The following is a 22,089-nucleotide window of genomic DNA, read 5'->3' as shown; positions in this document are numbered from 1 at the left end:
CGGATTTCTGTATCTGTTTTGTTTGCCTGCTAACTTATAAAGTAAGCTGACTGACAAATACATCGAATCCGGTTGAGTTTCATGCGCTCACTGTTTTACTCGTTTTTCGTGCCCGCGCTGTTCGTCTGGCTGTGGAGTACTGGTTTTATCGGCGCCAAGTACGGTCTGCCCTTTGCGGAGCCGTTTACGCTGCTGCTGATCCGCATGCTGCTGACACTGGTGGTGCTTGGAGCCCTGGCCTGGGTCATGAAAACCCGCTGGCCGGGCTGGCGAGGTGCCGGACACCTTGCGGTTACCGGGATGTTGGTGCATGGCTGCTATCTGGGCGGTGTCTACTACGCGATTCAGGATGGCATGGCGTCCGGAATTGTTTCCCTGATTGTGGGGCTGCAACCCCTGGTGACGGCTGCGGCGGCGGTGGCAATCCTCAAGGAAACAGTCAGCGGACGTCAGTGGATTGGACTTATACTGGGGCTGGTCGGTGTCGCGCTTGTCCTCCTCGAGAAGTTCGGTATGAGTGGTCAGGCCTCCGGCTTTTCTCCCTGGAGCCTGCTTTGGGCGGGTTTTGCCCTCGCTGGAATTTCCATGGGCACGGTCTACCAGAAGCGCTTCGGCGCCAGCGCGGATCTGGTGGCCGGCACGCTGATCCAATTTGCGGCAGCGGCCGCCCTGTTTGCCATTGGAGCCTTCGCCCTCGAAACCCGCGAGGTTGAGTGGAGCCTGCAGTTGCAGTTGTCCATGGCCTGGCTTGTGATTGGGTTATCCACCGGCGCCGTCCTTCTTCTGATGTGGCTGATACGCCAGGGTGCTGCTTCCCAGGTGGCCAGTCTGTTCTACCTGGTGCCTCCGGTTACCGCGCTGGAAGCGTATCTGCTGTTCGATGAGCGCCTTGGAGGACTGGCAATGACAGGCGGGCTCGTCGCTATCGTTGGTGTGGCTCTGGTTGCCACCCAGAAAAAACCAGCCTAGGAAGGGTGTCCGGGAGTGGCTAATACATGACGGATGCGACCAAAGGGGTCTGGTATGGCCTGAGTGCCTACACGATCTGGGGCTGTTTTCCTCTGTTCTTTGCCCTGTTTGAGGGTGTGCCGGCCTTTGAAATCTTGATTCACCGGATCATCTGGTCCTGTGTTTTTCTCGCTGTGGTCATAAGTGGCCTCCGTCGCTGGCCTGCTGTGAGAGCGGCATTGGCGAATCCGAAGCAGCTCTGGCGCGTTCTTGCCTGTGCGCTGCTCATTGCCGCCAACTGGGGCATCTACATTTATTCCGTGGAAACCCGCCATGTTCTCCAGGCCAGCCTGGGCTATTTCCTGACGCCACTGGTGAATGTCGCCCTGGGCATGCTCGTGCTTCGCGAACGCATGGGGCCGTGGCAGATGGCTGCGGTGATGCTCGCAGGCGTTGGTATTCTGATCCAGCTTGCGATGCTTGGTGAACTGCCGTGGATTTCACTCGCCCTTGCCATGAGTTTCGGTACTTATGGCCTCGTTCGAAAACAGGTGGTGCTCGATGGGCTTTCCGGCCTGTTCGTTGAAACCATGCTGCTGTTGCCGGTCGGCCTGCTGACCTTTGGATGGCTGGCGAGCGAGGGAATGTCGCACTTCGCCGACAGTGCCTACATTGGCAGCCTGCTGATGGCCAGCGGCATTGTGACAGCCATTCCGCTGCTACTTTTTGCCGGTGCCGCCCGGCGCCTGCGGTTGGCGACCGTCGGCTTCCTGATGTACATCAATCCCACCCTGCAGTTCTTTATTGCCCTGCTCGTGTTCGGCGAGCCTTTGAGTGATGCCCAACTGACGAGCTTTGTGGTGATCTGGATTGCACTGGGCCTGTACAGCTGGTCTTCCTGGCACTACCGGCCGCGGGTGCCGGTGGGCCAGGATTGAGTTTGCCACCCTCAGGACTACACCGCTCAGGAGAGTTTCGCGAGCAGATCATTGATGGCCCGGGCGAAGGGCACGGGTGAATCTTCCTGAAGAAAATGACCGCCCTTGAGGGTTACATGGGGCTGGTCTTTTGCGCCAGGAATCCGCTTATGCATATAGGCGTCGCCGCCCCGGGTGATCGGATCGCCATTGCTGAAGGTGGTCAGAAATGGCTTTTCCCAACGTTCGAGCACTTTCCAGGCGTTCCGGTTAGCCTCACTGGCGGGATCGTCCGGGTGCATCGGCACCAGTCTGGGGAAGGCCCGGGCGCCGGCTTTGTACTTTTTGCCAGGGAAGGGGGCGTCGTAGGCCCGCATTTCATCGGGCCCCAGCTTGCGGAAAGAGCCGGTGTTGATGATCCGCGCAATGGGAAACCAGGGACTGTGCAGGGCAAAATTCTTCCAGATCTTGAACGCCGGCGGGGCTTTCTGATCACCGGTAGGTAACATGCCGTTGCCCACCACAATGGCCCGGAACCGTTCCGGATTCTCCGCCGCCAGCCGCAGCCCCAGCAATGAGCCCCAATCCTGGCATACCAGAGTGATGTTGGTGAGTCCGAGCTGATCGAGGAACGACTGCATCCAGTCCATGTGCTGCTGGAAGGAATAGTCGTCAAGGGACGTGGGTTTGTCGGACTTGCCGAAACCGATCAGATCCGGGGCGATAACCCGGTGGCCGGCCGCCGCGCAGATCGGAATCATATGCCGGTAGAGGTAGGACCAGGAAGGTTCGCCATGCATCATCAGAACGGGACTTGCGTCGGCCGGCCCTTCATCCACGTAGTGCATACGCAGCCCGTCCACCTCCACGTAGTGGGGCTCAAACGGGTAATCCAGGAGTCGTTCAAAGCGTTTTTCCGGGGTTCTGACAAAATCCATCGAGCTTGCCTTGTTGTTCATTATTGTGAGGGAATGGTCTAAAGGATTGTGATGGAGCAGGGGAGCAGAGACAAGCGCCATGGCTTATTGGCTGATATGCAATTCCGGTGCTGGCGATGGTGAGCGAGGCCGGGACTTCTGGCTTGAGCACCTGGCAACTGCCGGTATCCACGATCCTCTATGCCGTGACTTTGAGGAATCCGACTGGAGCACCAGGCTCGACGACCGGGACACGCTTATTGTAGCGGGCGGAGACGGTTCGGTAAGCCGGGCCGCCGCCGTTTGCCTGGAGAAGGGGGCCACCCTTGCTGTCCTGCCGTCTGGTACAGCCAACGACTTTGCCCGGAATCTGGGGCTTCCCCACCAGCCGGGAGCGCTGTGTAAGTTGATTGCCAGCGGCCGAACGCAAATGGTGGATGTCGCGGATTATGGTGACGGTATGTTTTTGAACGTTGCCCATGTCGGCATGGGAACCCTCCCTGCACGAGAATCCCGCAGTACCGAAAAAAAGCTCTTCGGGCGTTTCAGCTATGTGGTCGAATTATTACGCCGGCTGAATGCGAAGCGAGGCTTCAGGGCAACCATCCGTTGCGATCGGGGCGTCGTGAAGGGCCGGTGGCTTTCCATCGCGGTGGCCAATGGCGCTTTTTTTGGCGGTGGCAATGAGATTCCCGAGGCATCCGTCAGCGATGGCCAGCTGGCTATTGTCGCGGTCCGGCCACGCCCCATTCTTCAGCTTTTGTTCACGTTTCTGATGGTTCGCCTGAACCGGCAGACTCCTCCGCGCACCAGTACGCTGGTTCATATCAGGAGCCAACGCTGCCTGGTACACACCGGCAAACCTAAGACCGTTACGGCCGACGGGGATGTGGTCTCCAGAACGCCTCTCAACGTAGTCTGCAAGAGCGGCTGCCTGCGTGTGATTGGTGACAGGATTGTCAGTACTGCCGACGGTGATGCCGGAGACGTTATCTCTGGTGGCACCTGAGCTCCACAGAAAGATGGCAGGTTTTCCAGATACGTTTTGTCACTGACTTTTTCTGCAGGAAGCGCAATCATGGGTTTTGCTGGCATAATCAACCAAGAAGGCTGACATTAAATGCCAGTGTGTCGCTTTTGCAATCATATCCCTGGTTTATGGCCACTCAATGCGGCCGCCTGACTTCCGTTCCAGCTGAATCGTCGAAAAGGACTAGAGAATGCCCACAGAAACTGCACCGGTCTCCTCGAAGTTAATCACAGGCATTAAAACCGGCCTCATCGCGTTGACCCTGTCGGCCATTGGCCTCCCGGCCCTTGCGGCCGAGCGCCTGTATATCTTTACGGAAAACTACCCTCCCTATAATGCCTCTGAAACCGGGAAAGGGTTCGCCCACAATGAAGACGACATAACCGGTATCTGTGCGGATATGGTCAAGGCGATGCTGTCCCGGGTCGACTATGACTACGTGATGAAAATGCGGGACTGGAGCTATGCCTACAACTGGGTACAGGATCGCGAAAATCATGGTCTGTTCTGCACCGCGCGCACCGACGAGCGGGAAGATCAGTTTCAATGGGTAGGTCCCCTGGCATCAATCAAGTGGACGTTGTTCGCCGCGCCAGACTCCGATATCTCTCTGGACTCCCTGGAAGAAGCCAAAGACCTGAGAATCGCCGGGTACAAGGGCGATGTGATGTCCGAGTACCTGGTTGACCAGGGATTCAACGTGGTGATGGGGGTTTCAGGTGATGTGAACACTCGTCGCCTTACCCTCGGCCAGGCCGACCTGTGGGTTACCGACGGCCTGGTGGGCCCCCTGATGGCAGAGGAAGAGCACGGTATCACCGGGCTGCAGCCGGTGCTGGTATTCCGGGAGACGCCCATGTATCTGGCATTCAGTAACAACACCGATCCGGCTGTGATCGAGGATCTCCAGCAGGCTTTGGACGAGGCCCGTGAGGCTGGAGAGATCGAAAGAATCGCGGCAAGTTACGAGTAAGCAATCAGGAATGGGCGGAATGATCAGAACCAGAGCCCGATCTGCGGATCGGGCTCTTTGCGTTCGATCAGCAACCCGTTCTTCTCAAGCATGCCAATGAGCTTTTCGGTATCCTCGATGTTCAGAAAACCGCCAATTGATACTTCGGTATCTCGATGGGTCAGAGAGAGCTTAGCCGGTGTGAACGGGTGCGGCGGTGAGGCAACCCTGAGCCGCGCATAACGGGTGGGAAGGGTCCACTCGGCCTGCTTGCGCTTTCTGCCTTTCTCCAGACGAATGTCCTCATCGTCGATGGACAGCACCTCCTGCCGCTGGCACTCCCGCGAGGTCAGGTAGATGCCGCAAGCGAGCGCAATCAGCTCCAGCCCGGCAAACGGAATAATCACCCAGGCGCCCATAAGCGTAAAGCCCGTTGCGATAAGGGCTGAAAGCACGAACAGGGCGGCCCATATCCGGACATTGCCATGCCAGCTGAGGGAACGGTTGGGTGTCAGGACCAGCCGGAAACCATCCGGATGTGGCAAGCGTTCCACCATGGAATCTGCCTCAGTTTTAACACGCCGCTAGACTTGATGATAGTCAATTATACGGTGAGTGCGACTTGATCAGATCTGACAGTTGGCTGGAGGAACCGTTTCGAAAACCGAGCGGGCAGTCTCCAGCTGATTTTGCAGGGAGGCAATGCGGGTGTCGTGATTCGGATGGGTGGATAGAAATTCCAGCGGTTGTGCGCCCGAAGCCTGCGCCATGTTCTGCCAGAGCCTGACACTCTGGCCCGGTTCAAAACCGGCCCGGGCCATGATTTCCAGGCCCATCAAATCGGCCTCCTCCTCATGGGCACGACTGAACGGCAGCGTAATACCCAGTTGGGCGCCAATGCCCAGAGCCTGCTGTATCTGGTTCTCCGCAATTTCACTTTCGGTGAACAGGCCCACCAGCAGCATTCCTGCTTGCAGGCCCAGTTCCTGGGTCAGGCGTTCATTGCCGTGGTCGGCAAGAACATGGGCTATTTCGTGACCAATCACCGTGGCCAGCTGGGCCTGATTTTCGGCCAGTTCAAGTAGCCCTGAATGCACGCCGATCTTGCCTCCGGGCAGGGCAAAAGCGTTGGGTGTGGCATTTTCAAAGACGGCAATCTCCCAGGACTGTGGCATTGGAGCGTCCGGATATCGGGTGTGGGCGGCGCTGACCAGAGCTTCCGTAATACACTGTACTAAGCGGTTGATGTCAGGCCTTCTGATTACGGCATTTTGCTGCTTTATCTGCGCGAAGCTTTCCTGGCCCATATCAGCCAGAACAGCTTCGGGAACCAGGGCCAGGCGGTTCCGGCCGGTAGGGGATTCCTGGCAGCCGGTAAGGAAGATGACAGTCACGAGGATAAGCAAAAGCGATTTCAAGCAGGTCTCCGTTACCCGTAAAGTAAAACTCTGATTCTATCGTTAGTATTCGCGGTCGGGGAGACTTACGCCATCCTGTCAGCGTTTGTTGCGGGTCTTTGGTAGGATGGTAAGTCGGTTATGGGGGAAAGACGATTATGAGGGTGATGTTGCTGGGCGCTACCGGCCTGACTGGTGGCAAAGTGCTACAGGGTTTGCTGGGAAGGGAGGAAGTTTCGCAGGTGGTGGCGCTGGTGAGACACAAGCTGCCGACGCTGCATGACAAACTGGCACAGCATGAAGTCGATTTCGATCGCTTGGAGGATCACGCCGAACTGTTCGACGTAGATGTGATTATCTGCTGCCTGGGCACCACCATCAAAAAAGCGGGCTCACAGGATCAGTTCCGGAAGGTGGATCTGGGCTACCCGATGAAAGCGGGTGAGCTGGGCCGCTCCCGTGGAGTGCGAGCGTTCATCCTGATGTCTGCGATCGGTGCCTCGTCGTCGTCGACTATTTTCTATAACCGGGTAAAGGGCGAGCTTGAAGACGCCCTGAGAGATCTCGACTATCCCTACCTGTCCATCTATCACCCGAGTCTGTTGTTGGGCGATCGCAAAGAACAGCGCACCGCCGAGGCCCTTGGCATAAAAGCGATGCCGCTGGTGAACCGTCTGCTGATCGGTCCCCTAGATAAGTACCGCGGCATTGAGGCGCAAACAGTGGCCAGTGCCATGGTCAATGAGGCCTGCCATCTGGCGGCAGAACCCGCCGCCGAGCAGGTGGTCCAGACGCGCGAGTACGATGAGATCGTCCAGCTGGCGGGCTGAGCCGGTTATTTCCCGTTCAGAATCCCGACAACCAGACGGCCAGCCAGGCCAAGCAGAATGGCCCCGAAGATACGCTCGAACCACACGGCTTTCTGTCTGAGCAGGGTCAGCCATTTCGGGTTGGAGAACAGCCAGGCAACGATCAGGTACCAGCTGGTATCAATGACAAGGGCGGTTGCGGCATAGCCGAACTTGGCCATCAGGCTGGTGTCGGTGCCCACGACCTGGCTGAACAGGGCCAGGAAGAATACCGCGATTTTCGGGTTGAAGAAGGCAATCAGAAAACCGTCACGGGCCGCACTTTTGGTGGTGGGCGGCTCGGGCAGTTCGTCATCCGCCTGCCGCTTTGCCATCAGTCCTTTCACGCCCAGCCAGGCCAGGTACAGGGCGCCGCCCCATTGCAGAATTGAAAACGCCGTTGGCGAGGCGGTGATGATGGCGGCGAGCCCGAGGATGCTCAGAAAGGCATAGATGCCGACACCGATGCCATGGCTAAGAGCGGTCATGATGCCATTGCGCCGACCACCGGTGAGCGTCTGCTTGAGCACCAGTGCCAGCGAGGGTCCCGGGGACATAGCGCCCAGAATGCAGATGGTGACCACGGTCAGCCAGGTTGCAAGCGTCATGGTGGGTCAGTCCTTTGCAATTGAAACAGGCTGCCGATTCTAGCAGCCTGTCCGCCGGTAAAAACCTGGAAACTGCAATCAGTTCAATGCTCAATCACCCGCCAGAATCCACCTGGCGGCCTTCTCGGCAATCATCAGGGTTGGAGAATTGGTGTTGCCGCTGGTGATCGTGGGCATTACCCCAGCATCCACCACGCGCAATCCCGCCACACCCCGGACCCTCAGGTGTGGGTCCACTACTGCCTGTTCATCATCGGCTCGCCCCATACGGGTAGTGCCCACCGGGTGAAAGATCGTGGTGCCGATGTCGCCCGCCAGCTTCGCCAGCTCGTCGTCGGTCTGGTACTCAAGTCCGGGTTTGAATTCCTCCGGCTGGTACTGCATGAACGCGGGCTGTTCGGCAATGCGGCGCGTCACCCGCAACGAGTCTGCCGCAACTTTCCGGTCTTCCGGCGTGCTCAGGTAATTGGGGGATATCGCCGGCGCCTGTTTTGGATCGTTGCTGCGGATGCGCACCGTACCCCGGCTGGTGGGGTTCAGATTGCAAACGCTGGCAGTGATGGCCGGGAAATTGTGAAGCGGCTGCCCGAAGGCGTCCAGGCTAAGGGGCTGCACATGGTATTCGATGTTGGCGTAATCGTATTCCTCCGAACTGCGGGTAAACAGACACAGCTGTGAGGGCGCCATACTCATCGGCCCCGAGCGTGTAAGCAGGTATTCCAGGCCGATCCTGGCCTTGCCGATCAGGGAGTTGGCCATGGTGTTCAGCGTTGTGACCCCTTTCACCTTGTACACAGACCGGATCTGCAAGTGATCCTGGAGGTTCTCGCCAACGCCGGGCAGGTCGGCAACTACATCAATTCCGTGTTCCTTGAGGAGGTCGGCGGGACCAATGCCCGAGAGTTGCAGAAGCTGCGGGGAGCCAATGGCGCCAGCGGACAGGATGACTTCCCGTTTTGCCCTGGCGATAACGTCATCTCCGCCAGACCGCTCGACCCGAACGCCGACACAGCGAGGTCCGGAGCCGGCGTTTTCTGTCTCGAGCCCTAATACATGGGTTGAGTGCCACAGGGTCAGGTTGGAACGCTTTTCCGCGTTCCTCAGGAACGCTTTGGACGTATTCCAGCGCCAGCCGGAGCGCTGATTCACCTCAAAGTAATCCACGCCCTCGTTGTCGCCGCGGTTGAAATCCCGGGTCCGGGGTATGCCCGCCTCGACGCAGGCAGTGGCAAAGTCCTCCAGCACTTTCCACTTCAGGCGCTGATGCTCCACACGCCATTCCCCGCCGTGACCGTGGTACTTGCGGTGCTCCGGATCGGCATCGCCGCCCTCATCAAGGCGGTAGTGATCTTCATGGCGCATGAAATCGGGAAGACAGTTGTCCCAGTTCCAGGCGTCCTCGCCGGTAATTTCGGCCCACTGCTGGTAATCACGGGCCTGACCACGAATATAGAGCATCCCGTTGATGCTGGAGCAGCCACCCAGAGTCTTGCCGCGGGGGTAGATGAGGGATCGGCCGTTCAGGCCAGGATCGGGCTCGGTACGGAAACGCCAGTCTGTTCGCGGATTGTCGATGCAGTACAGGTAGCCCACCGGGATATGAATCCAGTGGTAGTTATCCCGTCCGCCAGCCTCGATCAGTAGCACCCGATTCTCCGGGTTTGCGCTCAGCCGGTTGGCCAGCAGGCAGCCGGCAGTGCCGGCGCCGATAATGATGTAATCGAACTCCTGATGTCCCGTCGCATTGTTGTTGTCGGACATGGCGTTTTCTCCGCTGCTGGTTCTGTAGTTACTTGGCGGTCGGCATAACAAATTCCGCACCGGCATCAATGGAATCGGACCAGCGCTGCATGATGGATTTCTGGCGCGTGTAGAATTTCACGCCCTCTTCGCCGTAGGCGTGGGTGTCGCCAAACATCGAGCGCTTCCAGCCGCCAAAGCCGTGCCACGCCATGGGTACGGGAATGGGTACGTTAATCCCGACCATGCCGACCTGGATTCGGCGGCCAAATTCCCGGGCCACGCAGCCGCTCTCGGTGAAGCAGCTGACACCGTTGCCGAATTCGTGGTCGTTGATCAGACGAATCGCCGTGGCGATATCGGGTACCCGGACACAGGCCAGAACCGGTCCGAAGATTTCTTCACGATAGATCGTCATATCGGGCGTGACGTGATCAAACAGTGAACCGCCCATCCAGAAACCCTCGGCGCAGCCATCGCCGGTGTTCGAGGCATCGAACTCCCGGCCATCCACGACCAGCTCGGCACCTTCCGCCACACCCTTGTCAATGTAGCCGGTAATGCGCTGGTGTGCGGCGGCGGTAACAATCGGGCCCATCTCGGCATCCAGCTGTTCGCCGTTTTTCACTTTCAGGCTTCGGGCCCGCTCGGCCAGTCTTGGCACGATCTTGTCCGCAACATCCCCGACAAGCACCGCCACACTGATGGCCATGCAGCGCTCGCCGGCACTACCATAAGCGGCACCGATCAGGGCATCGACCGCTTTGTCGAGATCGGCGTCCGGCATCACCACCATGTGGTTCTTGGCGCCGCCGAGGGCCTGAATGCGCTTGCCGTGTTTGGCGCCTTTCTCGTACAGCAGGTTGGCAATCGGAGTGGATCCGACAAAACTCAGGGCCTGGACATCCGGATGCTCGATCAGGGCGTTCACCGCGTCCTTGTCACCCTGCACCACGTTAAATACGCCATCGGGCAGTCCGGCCTGTTTCAGCAGGTCGGCGATCATCAGGGAAGCACTCGGGTCCAGGGGGCTGGGCTTCAGGACAAAGGTATTGCCTGCGGCGATGGCTACCGGAAACATCCACATGGGCACCATCGCCGGGAAGTTGAACGGGGTAACGCCGGCGACCACGCCCAAGGGCTGGCGGGTGGTCCAGTTATCGATACCCGTGCTGACCTGCTCGGTGTAATCGCCTTTCAGAAGCTGGGGAATGCCGCAGGCGAATTCGACGATGTCGATGCCCCGGGCTACTTCGCCCTGGGCGTCCGTGAATACCTTGCCATGCTCCGCGGTGATGGCGCGGGCCAGGTCATCCTTGTGGGTGTTCAACAGTTCCAGAAACTTGAACATGACCCTGGCCCGGCGAATGGGCGGTGTGTCGGCCCAGGCGGGGAATGCAGCATCGGCGGCAGCAACAGCGGCGTCTACGTCCTCACGGCCGGCCAGAGCTACGCGGCCTGTGACCTGTCCGGTGGCCGGATTGAACACGTCCTGGGACTGGCTGGATGTGCCGAGAGATATTTCGCCATTGATATAATGCTGGATGGTTGCGTTGGTCATGGATGCCTCTGTCTTTTCGCGATTGGCCGCTCGAAATGGCAGAAATGCATTCTGCTAAGGGCCCTTAAGGAGCTTTGGGTAATTTCTGACCATACAGGTTAGGTGTGGCAAAGGGGGAAAGCAATTGAGATTTTCAAAAGCCAGATATAAGGTAATCTTATATCGAGAACCTGAAACGAGACGCTTATGTACCCCCTTCAGAGCCTTCGGGCGTTCGTTACTGTCGCCCGTGAGGGCAGTGTAAGCCGCGCCGCCACTCGCCTCCATCTGACTCAGCCCGCCGTCAGCCTCAAGCTCAAGCAACTGCAGGACGAACTGGAACTCAAACTGTTCCTGCGCAAGCCCCAGGGTCTGGTGTTGACCCCCGATGGTCAGGCTCTCTTGCCTTCGGCTGAAAAAGCACTCGCTGCCATGGCAGCGTTTGAGCAGAGCGCCCGGGCATTGCATAACACCCTTCGAGGGCGGTTGCGGATTGGTACCATCGTGGATCCGGAATTTATCCGTCTCGGGGCGTTTCTGCACCGCCTGGTGGAACGGGCGCCACAACTGGAGACCGAGCTGCGTCAGGGTATGAGTGGCAGCGTGTTGGAACAGGTCAGGGATGGCCGCCTCGATGTCGGTTTTTTTCTGGCGCCGCCAGGCGTCGGGCCAGGCGCACTGGCGCCGGACGTGGTTCACCGTGAGCTGACCCGGTTTCACTACTATGTGGTTGCGCCGGCGGGTTGGGGGCCGAGGCTTCGGTCGGCCCAGTGGTCCGACTTGGCAGCTATGCCCTGGATTGTGACTCCAGAAGACTCCGTTCATCACCGGCTGCTTAAAGGCACTCTGGAACCCATGGGGTTAATGCCCCGGGGCGTAGCGCAGGTCGACCAGGAGGCATGCATGCTGGATCTGGTCAGGGCAGGTGTGGGTTTGAGTCTCGCGCGGGATGCATTGGCGATGGCTGAGCGCCAGGAAACCGGCCTGGAAATTGTTGACGGGTTGCAGTTGCCTTGCGCGCTCAGTTTCGTATGGCACCAGGACCGACAGGGCGAGCCTCTGATCGCGGAGGCCCTGGAAGCCCTGGCGGGTGTCTGGGCGGTTAGCCCAACGTAGCATCCAGGAACATCATCACAGCAAAACCGCCCATCAGGCAGAAGGTGGACATGATTTTCCATTGCCGGTGATGGGTTTCGGGGATAATTTCATTGCTGATGATGAACAGCATGGCGCCTGCTGCGAAGCCAAGGGTCCAGGGCATTATTGGCTCGGCAAGCCAGACAAGCGTCGCTCCGAAGAGACCACCCAGTGGCTCGGCCAATCCAGTCATCAGGGCAATGCTGAAGGCCTTGATTCGCGAGTAGTTGATGGCCAATAGCGAAAAAGCGACGGCCAGCCCCTCCGGAATGTTCTGGAGTCCGATACCGGTGGCAAGAACATAGCCATTATTGACATCGCCGCCGGCGAAACCGACGCCCACCGCCATGCCTTCGGGGAAGTTGTGGAGGGTTATAGCGACAATAAAGAGCCAAATGCCGCGGATGTAAGAAGCGTCCGATCCTTCCCGGCCCAGTTCGAAGTGCTGATGCGGCAGCTTCTGGTGCACAAAGTAGAGGGCAGCGGCACCGGAGAGCAGGCCGAAAATGACAATCAGCGCGGCGGTCCAGGTTTCGCCAGTAATCTGTTCGCCGTACTCGAGGCCAGGTAGTAACAGAGAAAAAAATGACGCCGCCAACATCACGCCTGCGGCTGAAGCCAGCATACCGTCCTGCAGCTTATGGGTGAGGGTACGGACAAGAAACACACCCAGGGCGCCCACGCCACTGGCAAGGCCCGCCAGCAGGCTGGCAATGGTTCCCAGCCAGACAATACTGATGTCAGAAGTCATTCAGTCTCCCGTTGGCTTGTGATGTCAGCATAGCAGCTTGAAGTAGCTACGCCGGAGGCCCCGCTGTGGGTTCCTCCGGCTGCATTTCTCGGGAGAGAAAAGCGATCAGGCGGCGTTCTGCTCGCGCCAGGCCAGCTCGTTGGAAATGGTGGCCTTCGGTTGCAGCATCGCGAAATCGATGTCTGCAATCTCTTTGCCGTCTTTGAGGCGCTGCACGAAGTCCGGGTTTGCGAGCGCCTTCTTGCCCACCGCAAGCAACGCGTCCGGGAACTGGTTGGCCACATCCTGGCAGTTGGTTTCATCAATGTTGCCATTGAGGATAAGACCGATCCCTTCAACGCTGGCGGCCACGCCAGCCAGGCTCTCATCACCCTCTGCAAAATGCTTCCGGTTAACGTCACCGTCGGTTGTATGGACGAAATCGGCACCTGCATCGCGGACCGCTTCCACAATCTGACGGAATCCGGCTTCACCCTCCGGCAGCTGGTGGTCTGGATCAGTGACCGTGCCCTGAGACAGGCGGATGCCTACGGTGAAGTCCTCGCCAACGGCCTCGCGAATCGCACGGACCACTTCAACCACCAGGCGCAGCCGGTTTTCCAGTGAACCACCGTACTCATCGTCGCGTTGGTTAAAGTAGGTGCTCAGGAACTGATTCAACAGATAGCCGTTGGCCCCGTGAATCTCAATGCCATCGAAGCCGGCGGCTTTCGCATTGGCGGCGGAATGTGCAAAACCTTCAACCGCCGCCTGAATGTCGGTCCTGGTCATGGCGCTGGGCGTTTGCCACTCAGTCTGGTCGCCATAGAAACCAAGCGGGGCGCCTTTTGGGGTAACTTCGCTGGGCGCCTGTGGCTGGTCGGTGAAACGGTTGGCCTGGAACTGCGCGCCGGCGTGCATCAACTGAACGATGATCTTGCTGCCTGCGGCGTGTACCCGTTCGACAATGGTCTTCCAGCCATCTATCTGCGCTTCGTTGATGATGCCGGGCTGGTTGGCATAGCCCTGGCTTGCCTTGCCATCGGTATAGGTTCCCTCGGTGATCACCAGACCAAAGCCGCCCCTCGCGTAGCGTTCGTAATGGTCTGCCATCAGGGCATTCGGGGTGCCGTCCGGCTCCGCACTGGTGCGTGTCATTGGTGCCAGGGCGAATCGATTAGGTACCTCGATGGTGTTGAATTTGATGGATTGCATCACGTCGCTCATAGATACCCTTTCATGTTGTTGAATTGGACGAGTAGTACTATCGGGGCGCAGCGCCTTCTCTAAAAGCGAAGAATATCGACACAGCCTGTCAGTATTTTTGAATGATTATTCTGAGGTGCCGGTTTTGCTGTCGGAATGGCCAAGGGAGCGTTCCGGTGCAACCTGGTCGCGAACCAATTGCTTGAGTTTGGTAATTTCCGGGAAGCCGCCGTCTTGCTTGCGGGACCAGACCCGCTTGCCATTGACCCACACCTCGAAAATACCGCCAGTGCCGGGGTGCAGGCTCAATTCACTGATCTCGCCTTCGAAGGTTGTCAGCAGCTCCTGCGCCATCCAGGCCGAGCGCAGAAGCCAGCGGCAACCGGTGCAATAGTGGATATCGATTTTGTTAGTCATGAAGAATCAGTCCGTGTCGTTGGTGGGATAGACCGAGCGAGACAGGGTGGGTTCACAGCCGACAACTCTGCGGGCCTGTTTGTGAGCGTGGAGATACCAGCGTTGGCCGGCTTTTGCGAACGTGTTTTTGCTCACGGCAAAGTCTACGTTTTCCATGGTTGCCGGAATAGGCGAGCCGTCGGCGTGGCGATAAACGCAGCTCACGCCAATGGTCAGCGCTGTCGCTGCCGGTAGTTCAATGAATCCGTCTTCTCTTACAGCCGGCTCATTGCCATTTATCGCAATGACCTTGAGACAGGGACCGTAGTGAACCTTTTCAAGATCATCCAGGTATTCGTTGAGACAATGGTTGGCGCTGACGAAAACGGTGTCTCCGTCAATTTCGTCTTCGGCGGGCGGCAGCGACTGACATCCCTGCAGTAAGAGTATCCCGAAAACCAATAGCAGGGTCTGTTTCATGATATCTCCTCAACTGATGCGCGTATCCTGTTTCAGAGCTTGTCCTGTGCCGGGCCCGAGCCGGCTACCGGAGTATTGTAGCGCGTATCCCCCTCGGCGGTTCCACGGAGCTGATCAATCAGGCGGGCATCGCGGTTGTATAAATCATTGCGGAACTGCAGCCTGCCCTCGTTATCTACCCAGGAGGTCCAGTATTGGATGTGCACAGGCACCGGCTCCGGGAGCACGACAGTCTGGGGTTGTGCCTCGGAAACCACCCGGTCAATCTTTTCCCGGGACCAGTCGGGCGCCGACGCCAGAAGTCGCTCTGCAAGATCAAAAGGTTGCTCAACCCGGATGCAGCCAGAGCTGAATGAACGCTCGGCCCGGGAAAACAGGCCGCGCCCCGGCGTATCGTGCAGGTAAACATCGTACTGGTTCGGAAACATGAACTTGATCTGACCCAGGGCATTCTGAGGGCCGGGTTCCTGCACCAACTGGTACGGGAAGTTGTTCCGATTCAGTGACGGCCAGTTAACCTCCAGCGGGTCCACTCTTTCCCGGTCAGCGCCCCAGCCACGGTAAACGCTGATATTGAGTCGGGAGAGATAGTCCGGATCGCGGAGAATCCGGGGCAATTGATCCTGAATCATCAGCGTTCGCGGTACGGTCCAGGTGGGATTGAACACCAGATACCGGATGCGATCGGAGAACACCGGCGTTTGGCGGAAGGGCTGGCCGACGATCACTCGTTTGCGCAGTACTTCTTCGCCGTTTTCCACCATTTTCAGTTCAAATCCGGCGATATTGACCAGGACATAGGTGTCGCCGAGGGATTCCGGCAGCCACCGCCATCGTTCGAGCGTGGCGTCAATGTGGCGCAGGCGTTCCACCGGTATCAGGTTCAGTGCTGTCAGGGTGTCCTTCCCGATAAGGCCATCGGCTTCAAGCCCATGTCGGGCCTGGAAGCGCACGACCGCAGATTCCAGCTCTGCGTCGTAGTCACGCGGATCTGTGACTGTTGCCGGTAATTCTGCCGGTAATTCTGCAAGCTCTCCCAATAGAGAAAGTCGTCGGCGGACCTCATTGAGCCGCTCATCCCTGTCGCCGGGGCGAATGGTCGGGCGCAAGGCCAGAGGTAACCAGGGCTGGCCCAGCAGTCTGGTCAGGTCCTGCCTTGCAGCCATCAACTTTCGGTAAGCGGGATCGGCGGGACGCAGCGAATCCAGCGTGCCGGTGATATCCGAGCGCTGCAACGCATCCTTTAAAACGGATTCCATCTGGCGCTGGCGCCTGTTGGCGGTCCATTCGGCGTGAACCGTCTGCGGGTTGACCTTGCCGACCAGCATGTGTGAGCTGAGCATTAGAAAAGCATCAGAGAACAGCAGATCCAGATCGGCCCTCAGGTCTTCAGAGAAATCGCTCATGGGTCTGAGTGCCAGGCCCGAGAGAATATCCGCGTGATAGTCAGCCGGGTTCAGACCGTCATGACTGGCTTGTTCAACCGAATCAATCAACTGCCGGCGAAGCTCAGCCGATTTCCATGCTGGCTGGTATCCGTTGGCCCCGTAAAAGGCTGACAGTGCCTGGTGGGCCATTAACCGGCTTCCGAGCACCTGAACCGGGAAGCCGGCCTCCATGGCCTCAATCCTGGCAACAATGGCTTCATCGGCTGCCAGGCAAACGGGGTGCCAGAGGGTGCCCATCAGGGCGCACAATGTTGTGGCGAGGGAAAAACGTCTGATTCCATGCATGGGTGTTCTCCACCTCATCCCTGAGAGGCCTTATTCGCGGTGGTAAGGTGCAACAGTCTGATGCTACCACAGCGGCATTTGTTCCCCACCTGGCCGCCGGAAAAGATCACCCCGCAACGGTTCTTCTGCATGGAGGTTCAGCCCCAAACGCCGTGCTTTTTTGGTGAAGCGCTGGCGAATCAGGTCCGAGTAGGGGCCCGTGCCCGTCATTCTGCGGCCGAAGGTGGCGTCATAACTCTTGCCGCCCCTGAGGTCGCGCATTCGGTTCATCACATGCTCCGCCCTTTGCGGGAAGTGCCTCTGCAGCCAGTCCTGGAACAGCTCGTCCAGTTCATGGGGTAACCGCAGCATAATCCAGCTGGCACGGGTGGCGCCCGCCTCTGCCGCGGCTTCCAGAATTGACTCGATTTCGTGATCGTTGATGAAGGGGATTACCGGCCCGAGGATGATACCGGTCGGAATGCCGGCCTCCGAGAGCTGCCTGATCATCTTGAGGCGGGTGGCCGGTGCGGCCGTCCTCGGCTCCATGCGTCGTTTCAGATCGTTGCTCAGGCTGGTGAGGCTGATCCGCACAGAGCAGAGCCCATCAGAAGCCATTTCGCGGAGCAGATCAAGGTCTCTGAGGATGAGCGCGCCCTTGGTAATGATCGACACCGGGTGGCGATACTCGGCCAGAACTTCCAGCACCTGGCGGGTGATCCTCTGGTCCCGCTCCAGTGGCTGGTAGGCATCCGTATTGACGCCCAGGGCGATGGGCGACACCCGGTAGCCGGGCCTGTCGAGCTCTTCTCTCAGGCGGGCGGCGGCGTTGGGTTTGGCGATCAGCCGGGTTTCGAAATCCAGCCCCGGTGACATGTCCCAATAGGCATGGGTAGGGCGGGCGAAACAGTAAATGCAGGCATGCTCGCAGCCACGGTATGGGTTGATCGACTGGTCGAACGGTACGTCCGGTGACGTATTTCGACTGATTATGGATTTTGCGGTCTCAAGGACGACTTCCGTAGCGAGCGTATCGGGGTTCAGGTCGTCTTCGGGGTCGTGATACCAGTCATGGTCTGCCTCCCGGTCAGTGACAATGGGCTGGAAACGGTTGTGGGGATTCAGGGCCGTGGCGCGAGTTTTCATGGGCATGCTCGATACTGTTTAAATGTACAGTATCGAGCATGCTAACGCCTGGAACCCTGCCGTGCAACCTGTCCAGGGCCCGCTGTTACAGACGGAAGCCCTGTGAGGCCTGGGTCAGGGTGGTTACCTGGGATGATAGTCGTCCGATATGGGCGTTGAGCTTCTGGCGGATATCCGAGGTTTCCCGGGTGTGCCCGTGGATCTGCTCCACCTTCTGGGCGATTTCCTCGGTGGTCGTTGATATCCCCTCAACAGAGGACACCACCTGATTCATGTCGCCAGCCAGTTGTTGTATCGAGCCGGTGATCTGTTCGATCGAGTGCGCCGCCTCTCTCGAGCTTTCCTCTCCCTCACCTGCGGAAGTCAGGCCCTCTTTCATCAGTCTGGAAATGGCCTGGGTTTCACGGTTGAGGGATTCCACGATCTCGGCAATCCCGTTGGTTGCCGATACGGTCTTCTCTGCGAGGGACCGAACTTCGTCGGCAACAACCGAGAAACCGCGTCCGGCCTCGCCGGCTCTTGCCGCCTCAATCGCAGCATTCAAGGCCAGCAGGTTAGTCTGTTCAGCCAGGCCGTTGATTACGCCAACGATGGAATTGACCTTCTCGCCGGTTTTGCTCAGCTGGCTGACCTGATCGTGGGTTTTCTGGATTCTTTCGGCCAGTTCGGTCATGGTTTTGGCGCTTTGCCTGACCACCTCGGCACCGGAATGGGCGGCACCGTTGGCGCTCTGAACAGCGTCATTGACTGACTGGGTGTACTGGGCAATATCGACCGCCGTGTGGGAGATTTCCTGAACCGCAGTGGCGGTCTGCTCGGTCTCGTCTTCAACTTGCTCGCCGTTTCTGCCCATCTGCTCTACTAGAGCATCCAGTTCAACCTGAAGCGATGACAGCGTGCGGTTACCCTCGACGACTTGCCCGATAACGTCCGAGACATCGTCCAGCATCTTGTTGGCCGCTTCGCCCAGGCGATTAAATTCATCGTTCGGATTCCTGCCTGGCTCAAGGCGCTGACTGAGGTCACCGCCGGCGACCCGGGTGAGCAGGTTTACGGTCTCATTGAGTCGTTTCACCAGTGTTCTTGAGGCGGTCGTCAGGGTCAGGATAAGGATAATCACCACCGCAGCAGCGGTTGCAATGATCAGCCAGGTTGAGGCGGCGCGGGCCTCTTCGGCCTGCTGGCTGGTTGCCACAATAATGTCCTGGCGGAGGAGGGTGTTCTGCTCGGCAATCAGATCGCGAATACGGGTGCCGGTGGCTGACAGTTGGTTCTCAATGGCAGACAGGTTGGCGATGAGCGATTCGGCATCGGAAAAGGCATTGGCGAACGCCTGGACAGCCTGGCCGATGTCAATTTCCTGCCAGTCCATCTCGGTGACGGTGGTCTGCATCCGCGCCAGGGCCTCACGGGTTGACTCGGCGTAGGTCGCATCGAAGGTAGACAGGTAGTCGCGGTAGGTGGAGGCGATGGTGTTGATGTCGTCGTTGAAGATGGAAATGCTGATTTGCCGAAGCCTGTCGTTTATGGCTTCGGACATTGTTGCTCTCAGACCGCTGGACGGAGTGAGGCCTAGCTGTTGATTCAGGGCCAGCCATTCGGTGCGAAGTCGGGTATACTCCGCAACCTGCTCCTGGATTTGTTGTGCAGTGGTCTTTACCGCGTCACCCGGCAGGGTTCCGGCGGATTCACTGAGCGCCGACGACTGGACCGCGAGCGACGCCAGTCTCTCCTGATAGTTCTCAACCTGGTTCGGTTCCAGATTCTCACTCGTTCTCTCGAGTGCCAGCCAGTCGTTCAGCAGGGTCAGGGACGCGGATTCATAGGCTCTTGCTTCGCTTCGGGCCTCATAAGCGTCAGATACCTTGCCGAGCCCGCTCAGGGAGGCCAGAGTGGCAATCGCCAGACCAATCAGCGTTGCAACAATCAACAGCAGGAACTTTTGTTTCCATGACAGGGCCATTCACATCCTCCGGGGAATGTTGTTTTTCTTCGCAACTAACTGAGCTTAGACCAGTTCCGGATAAACGACGGCCCTTTTGACGACAACCGGGAATCCATGTCTGATCTCGCGATTTACCAATATCTGCTGATTGCCCTGATTTTCGTCTGGAGTGGTTTTGTCCGCTCCGGGCTGGGATTCGGTGGCGCCGTTCTGTCCCTGCCATTTCTGTTGCTGGTTCTTGATCAACCGCTCGTCTTTCTGCCGATCATTGCGGTCCACCTCCTGGTGTTTTCATCCCTGACAATCTGGATGAACAATCGCACCGGGGCAGGCAAGCAACGCGAGGCGGGCTCGGGCACTGTCGACTGGCAATACCTGTGGCGGATCCTCGCCATCATGATTGTGCCCAAGCTGATTGGTGTGTTCGGGTTGATTACCATGCCCAGTGACATCCTGAGTGCCATCATTTTCGTTATCGTGGCGCTTTATTCTGTTTCCTACATCATCAACCGACCTTTTCGCAGTGGCAGCAAAACGGTCGACGCGATATTCCTCATGGTGGGCGGATACATCAGTGGCACTTCCCTGATCGGTGCGCCCCTGATCATTGCCGTGGCAGCCCAGCACCTGCCCAAAGAAAAACTGCGGGATACCTTGTTCGCGCTCTGGTTCATTCTGGTGCTGATCAAGATGGCCGCTTTCGTCTGGGCCGGCATCGATCTGCAACTTATCCATCACCTCTGGCTGCTGCCATGCGCAGCCGTCGGCCATGTAATCGGGCTCTACGCCCATGACCGTATTCTCCAGGCGGAGACTCCGGTGTTCTTCCGTCTGCTGGGAACCGTACTGCTGCTGGTGAGCAGCGTCGGTATCGTTAGCGTGCTCTGGTAGCAGCCAGGGCGCGAGCCTCAGCCTGCGCGCCCGAATACCCGTTCAAAGAAACCGGTCACCCGCACGTCTGGTATTGGCAGGCTGTCGACTTCGTCCATGGCCCGTCGCCAGAACTTCTCGGGGTCGTCCAGGTGCGCAACTTTGGCGCGCTCGTCCGGACTGTAGTGGTTGTGCTCCCCGGCAATGCCCTCGGCCATCAGTTCCTGGGTCCAGAGGTAGATTGCAGCCCGAACGGTCCTGAGGAGCCGGCAATAAACGTCGCGACTCAGGTTGATGGCCAGCTCGGCGGTCAGGTTGATCTGCTTCTGCAACACGGCCATCTCGTCTTTTTCCAGCAAAACCCGGTTGCCGTTGCCCTTTTTGCAACTCACACAGGTTTTCTCAAGAGCTTTCACGCCCTCGAGCAGATCCATGTAGCCGAACTCCTCTTTTTGCTGATCATCGACCGGAGCGGGGATCCAGCCATACTGGGGGGATTTGGCAACAATGTGCCCGTGTAGCTGCCTACGATAAGGCGGTGCGGCAGCAACATCCTGATATCCATCAAATTCGGTGCGTAGCCAGGCCGCCATTTTACGGTGACGAAGCATCATGGCCAGGGTAATGGCAGAGGGCATGATCTCTTCGAGCAGCTCTGCGGAGTCCCGCGTGCGTTCGTCGAGGTGGTTTACGGATGTCGACATTTCTCCTCCTCGGCAACGGGTTGGCCGGTTCGTGGACCCGTTGTCCGTTTGTTGTTTTTGGCATTCGGTGGTTGTATGTGTCATTACCGATGTCTAAAAAGTAGACAGATAATCTCAAGCGCGCCGTTGTAAAAAAGTTACTGCTTTGTAACGGCCGGTAAGCAGCCAGACCAGGGGAAGGAAGAGCGTCATGAATCAGGACAATGGCTTCGAGTTGCAGAGAGCGTCCATGGTGGATTATCAGCTTCGAGCCCGTGGAATCGGGTCGCCGCTGGTGCTGGAGGCCATGGGTCGGGTGCCGCGTGAGCGCTTCATTCCAGAACGTATGAAGGACTGCGCCTACGATGATGGTCCTCTTCCGATAGGCGCGGGGCAGACCATTTCGCAGCCTTACATCGTGGCGTTGATGACGGAAGCCCTGGATCTGGAGGGTGGAGAAAGGGTTCTGGATATCGGGACAGGTTCGGGTTACGCGGCTGCCGTTCTGGGCTGTATTGCAAGCGAGGTGTTCAGCATCGAACGGGTTCAGGAACTGGCCGATCGCGCAGCCCGAACGCTGGCCGCCGAGGGTTTTGACAATGTCCGGGTTCGCTGTGGCGATGGCACAATAGGTTGGTCCGAGCACCAGCCTTTCGATGGCATCATCGTGGCTGCCGGTGCGCCATCGGTGCCGGAATCATTGAAGCATCAGCTGGCGGTTGGCGGGCACCTGGTCATACCGGTGGGGTCGGAGCATTCGGTTCAGTCGCTGGAACGTATTACCCGGCTGGGGGAGAACGAATTCCGGACCGAGGACCTCGGCGCAGTCCGGTTCGTTCCCCTGATCGGTGAACAGGGGTGGTCGTGACCGCGAGTCTTTGCACGCA

At 58.4% G+C, this 22,089-nt stretch carries 22 protein-coding genes; 8 read left to right on the top strand and 14 right to left on the bottom strand.

Annotated elements, in window-relative coordinates; all coding sequences use genetic code 11:
- Positions 1-81 precede the first annotated feature (81 nt).
- Both AC5JQH_RS04415 and rarD read left to right on the top strand, forming a co-directional pair.
- Positions 82-969 carry a DMT family transporter gene (locus tag AC5JQH_RS04415; RefSeq protein ID WP_053112783.1) on the top strand — a complete coding sequence of 296 codons (888 nt, stop codon included), beginning with the start codon at positions 82-84 and terminating at the stop codon, positions 967-969.
- Positions 970-995: 26 nt separating this feature from the next.
- Positions 996-1,886 carry an EamA family transporter RarD gene (rarD, locus tag AC5JQH_RS04410; protein ID WP_053112782.1) on the top strand — a complete coding sequence of 297 codons (891 nt, stop codon included), beginning with the start codon at positions 996-998 and terminating at the stop codon, positions 1,884-1,886.
- 26 nt (positions 1,887-1,912) lie between these two features.
- Here rarD and AC5JQH_RS04405 read toward each other — a convergent pair whose 3' ends face one another.
- Entirely contained in the window at positions 1,913-2,803 is an 891-nt protein-coding gene (locus AC5JQH_RS04405; RefSeq protein ID WP_493791628.1) for a haloalkane dehalogenase, read from the bottom strand.
- Positions 2,804-2,882: 79 nt separating this feature from the next.
- Here AC5JQH_RS04405 and AC5JQH_RS04400 point away from each other — a divergent pair, with 79 nt between their 5' ends.
- Positions 2,883-3,791 (top strand): diacylglycerol/lipid kinase family protein, encoded by a 909-nt coding sequence (locus tag AC5JQH_RS04400; protein ID WP_491713084.1) that lies wholly within the window; start codon positions 2,883-2,885, stop codon positions 3,789-3,791.
- Between the two features lie 211 nt (positions 3,792-4,002).
- Positions 4,003-4,785, top strand: coding sequence for a substrate-binding periplasmic protein (locus tag AC5JQH_RS04395; protein WP_008173862.1), 783 nt, complete (start codon positions 4,003-4,005; stop codon positions 4,783-4,785).
- A gap of 23 nt (positions 4,786-4,808) precedes the next feature.
- Here the strand turns inward: AC5JQH_RS04395 and AC5JQH_RS04390 are convergent, their stop codons facing one another.
- Positions 4,809-5,321 carry a DUF2244 domain-containing protein gene (locus AC5JQH_RS04390; protein ID WP_092033567.1) on the bottom strand — a complete coding sequence of 171 codons (513 nt, stop codon included), beginning with the start codon at positions 5,319-5,321 and terminating at the stop codon, positions 4,809-4,811.
- Positions 5,322-5,390: 69 nt separating this feature from the next.
- Positions 5,391-6,182, bottom strand: a complete 792-nt coding sequence (locus AC5JQH_RS04385) for a M48 family metallopeptidase (RefSeq protein WP_008173865.1) — start codon at positions 6,180-6,182, stop codon at positions 5,391-5,393.
- Between the two features lie 137 nt (positions 6,183-6,319).
- Between AC5JQH_RS04385 and AC5JQH_RS04380 the strand changes: the two genes are divergently transcribed.
- The gene (locus AC5JQH_RS04380; RefSeq protein ID WP_104269849.1) at positions 6,320-6,991 is read left to right on the top strand and encodes an NAD(P)H-binding protein; all 672 of its coding nucleotides are present in this window, start codon (positions 6,320-6,322) and stop codon (positions 6,989-6,991) included.
- 5 nt (positions 6,992-6,996) lie between these two features.
- Here AC5JQH_RS04380 and AC5JQH_RS04375 read toward each other — a convergent pair whose 3' ends face one another.
- The 3 genes from AC5JQH_RS04375 to AC5JQH_RS04365 all read right to left on the bottom strand — a co-directional run bounded on the left by AC5JQH_RS04375 (position 6,997) and on the right by AC5JQH_RS04365 (position 10,918).
- Entirely contained in the window at positions 6,997-7,617 is a 621-nt protein-coding gene (locus AC5JQH_RS04375) for a LysE family translocator (protein WP_092033575.1), read from the bottom strand.
- A gap of 90 nt (positions 7,618-7,707) precedes the next feature.
- A complete protein-coding gene (locus AC5JQH_RS04370; protein ID WP_008173871.1) occupies positions 7,708-9,378 on the bottom strand; it encodes a GMC family oxidoreductase in 1,671 nt (556 codons plus the stop codon).
- Between the two features lie 28 nt (positions 9,379-9,406).
- Positions 9,407-10,918, bottom strand: a complete 1,512-nt coding sequence (locus AC5JQH_RS04365; RefSeq protein ID WP_493805331.1) for a CoA-acylating methylmalonate-semialdehyde dehydrogenase — start codon at positions 10,916-10,918, stop codon at positions 9,407-9,409.
- 186 nt (positions 10,919-11,104) lie between these two features.
- Here AC5JQH_RS04365 and AC5JQH_RS04360 point away from each other — a divergent pair, with 186 nt between their 5' ends.
- A complete protein-coding gene (locus AC5JQH_RS04360; protein ID WP_014577928.1) occupies positions 11,105-12,013 on the top strand; it encodes a LysR family transcriptional regulator in 909 nt (302 codons plus the stop codon).
- Here the strand turns inward: AC5JQH_RS04360 and AC5JQH_RS04355 are convergent.
- From AC5JQH_RS04355 to AC5JQH_RS04325, 7 genes are all read right to left on the bottom strand, one after another.
- Entirely contained in the window at positions 12,000-12,785 is a 786-nt protein-coding gene (locus AC5JQH_RS04355; protein WP_008173877.1) for a ZIP family metal transporter, read from the bottom strand. The two genes, AC5JQH_RS04360 and AC5JQH_RS04355, sit on opposite strands and share 14 nt — an antisense overlap.
- Before the next feature lie 105 nt (positions 12,786-12,890).
- Entirely contained in the window at positions 12,891-13,979 is a 1,089-nt protein-coding gene (locus AC5JQH_RS04350) for an oxidoreductase (RefSeq protein WP_493805330.1), read from the bottom strand.
- Positions 13,980-14,096: 117 nt separating this feature from the next.
- Entirely contained in the window at positions 14,097-14,387 is a 291-nt protein-coding gene (locus tag AC5JQH_RS04345) for an Rdx family protein (RefSeq protein ID WP_008173882.1), read from the bottom strand.
- A gap of 6 nt (positions 14,388-14,393) precedes the next feature.
- Entirely contained in the window at positions 14,394-14,846 is a 453-nt protein-coding gene (locus AC5JQH_RS04340) for a hypothetical protein (RefSeq protein ID WP_008173883.1), read from the bottom strand.
- A 32-nt stretch (positions 14,847-14,878) separates the two neighbouring features.
- Complete coding sequence (locus AC5JQH_RS04335) at positions 14,879-16,579, bottom strand: L,D-transpeptidase family protein (protein WP_493805329.1); 1,701 nt, start codon at positions 16,577-16,579, stop codon at positions 14,879-14,881.
- 63 nt (positions 16,580-16,642) lie between these two features.
- A complete protein-coding gene (locus AC5JQH_RS04330; protein WP_104270127.1) occupies positions 16,643-17,704 on the bottom strand; it encodes a PA0069 family radical SAM protein in 1,062 nt (353 codons plus the stop codon).
- An 85-nt stretch (positions 17,705-17,789) separates the two neighbouring features.
- Positions 17,790-19,667, bottom strand: a complete 1,878-nt coding sequence (locus AC5JQH_RS04325; RefSeq protein WP_008173889.1) for a methyl-accepting chemotaxis protein — start codon at positions 19,665-19,667, stop codon at positions 17,790-17,792.
- Positions 19,668-19,763: 96 nt separating this feature from the next.
- Between AC5JQH_RS04325 and AC5JQH_RS04320 the strand changes: the two genes are divergently transcribed.
- Positions 19,764-20,540: a TSUP family transporter gene (locus AC5JQH_RS04320; protein ID WP_053112770.1), complete on the top strand. Its 777-nt coding sequence runs from the start codon at positions 19,764-19,766 to the stop codon at positions 20,538-20,540.
- Positions 20,541-20,557: 17 nt separating this feature from the next.
- On the opposite strand, the gene AC5JQH_RS04315 is transcribed toward AC5JQH_RS04320, so the two are convergent.
- Entirely contained in the window at positions 20,558-21,223 is a 666-nt protein-coding gene (locus tag AC5JQH_RS04315) for an AbiTii domain-containing protein (protein ID WP_008173893.1), read from the bottom strand.
- Positions 21,224-21,413: 190 nt separating this feature from the next.
- Between AC5JQH_RS04315 and AC5JQH_RS04310 the strand changes: the two genes are divergently transcribed.
- Positions 21,414-22,070, top strand: a complete 657-nt coding sequence (locus AC5JQH_RS04310) for a protein-L-isoaspartate(D-aspartate) O-methyltransferase (RefSeq protein WP_483111560.1) — start codon at positions 21,414-21,416, stop codon at positions 22,068-22,070.
- Positions 22,071-22,089: the final 19 nt, after the last annotated feature.

The sequence above is a fragment of the Marinobacter sp. H13 genome (assembly GCF_059072335.1).
This window is presented reverse-complemented; position numbering and strand designations above follow the sequence as displayed.

Bases quoted from the DNA above. Each gene is read 5' to 3' on its own strand.
- AC5JQH_RS04415 (WP_053112783.1), top strand. From the start codon at position 82: ATGCGCTCACTGTTTTACTCGTTTTTCGTGCCCGCGCTGTTCGTCTGG.
- rarD (WP_053112782.1), top strand. From the start codon at position 996: ATGACGGATGCGACCAAAGGGGTCTGGTATGGCCTGAGTGCCTACACG.
- AC5JQH_RS04405 (WP_493791628.1), bottom strand. From the start codon at position 2,803: ATGGATTTTGTCAGAACCCCGGAAAAACGCTTTGAACGACTCCTGGAT.
- AC5JQH_RS04400 (WP_491713084.1), top strand. From the start codon at position 2,883: ATGGCTTATTGGCTGATATGCAATTCCGGTGCTGGCGATGGTGAGCGA.
- AC5JQH_RS04395 (WP_008173862.1), top strand. From the start codon at position 4,003: ATGCCCACAGAAACTGCACCGGTCTCCTCGAAGTTAATCACAGGCATT.
- AC5JQH_RS04390 (WP_092033567.1), bottom strand. From the start codon at position 5,321: ATGGTGGAACGCTTGCCACATCCGGATGGTTTCCGGCTGGTCCTGACA.
- AC5JQH_RS04380 (WP_104269849.1), top strand. From the start codon at position 6,320: ATGAGGGTGATGTTGCTGGGCGCTACCGGCCTGACTGGTGGCAAAGTG.
- AC5JQH_RS04375 (WP_092033575.1), bottom strand. From the start codon at position 7,617: ATGACGCTTGCAACCTGGCTGACCGTGGTCACCATCTGCATTCTGGGC.
- AC5JQH_RS04370 (WP_008173871.1), bottom strand. From the start codon at position 9,378: ATGTCCGACAACAACAATGCGACGGGACATCAGGAGTTCGATTACATC.
- AC5JQH_RS04365 (WP_493805331.1), bottom strand. From the start codon at position 10,918: ATGACCAACGCAACCATCCAGCATTATATCAATGGCGAAATATCTCTC.
- AC5JQH_RS04360 (WP_014577928.1), top strand. From the start codon at position 11,105: ATGTACCCCCTTCAGAGCCTTCGGGCGTTCGTTACTGTCGCCCGTGAG.
- AC5JQH_RS04355 (WP_008173877.1), bottom strand. From the start codon at position 12,785: ATGACTTCTGACATCAGTATTGTCTGGCTGGGAACCATTGCCAGCCTG.
- AC5JQH_RS04350 (WP_493805330.1), bottom strand. From the start codon at position 13,979: ATGCAATCCATCAAATTCAACACCATCGAGGTACCTAATCGATTCGCC.
- AC5JQH_RS04345 (WP_008173882.1), bottom strand. From the start codon at position 14,387: ATGACTAACAAAATCGATATCCACTATTGCACCGGTTGCCGCTGGCTT.
- AC5JQH_RS04340 (WP_008173883.1), bottom strand. From the start codon at position 14,846: ATGAAACAGACCCTGCTATTGGTTTTCGGGATACTCTTACTGCAGGGA.
- AC5JQH_RS04335 (WP_493805329.1), bottom strand. From the start codon at position 16,579: ATGCATGGAATCAGACGTTTTTCCCTCGCCACAACATTGTGCGCCCTG.
- AC5JQH_RS04330 (WP_104270127.1), bottom strand. From the start codon at position 17,704: ATGAAAACTCGCGCCACGGCCCTGAATCCCCACAACCGTTTCCAGCCC.
- AC5JQH_RS04325 (WP_008173889.1), bottom strand. From the start codon at position 19,667: ATGGCCCTGTCATGGAAACAAAAGTTCCTGCTGTTGATTGTTGCAACG.
- AC5JQH_RS04320 (WP_053112770.1), top strand. From the start codon at position 19,764: ATGTCTGATCTCGCGATTTACCAATATCTGCTGATTGCCCTGATTTTC.
- AC5JQH_RS04315 (WP_008173893.1), bottom strand. From the start codon at position 21,223: ATGTCGACATCCGTAAACCACCTCGACGAACGCACGCGGGACTCCGCA.
- AC5JQH_RS04310 (WP_483111560.1), top strand. From the start codon at position 21,414: ATGAATCAGGACAATGGCTTCGAGTTGCAGAGAGCGTCCATGGTGGAT.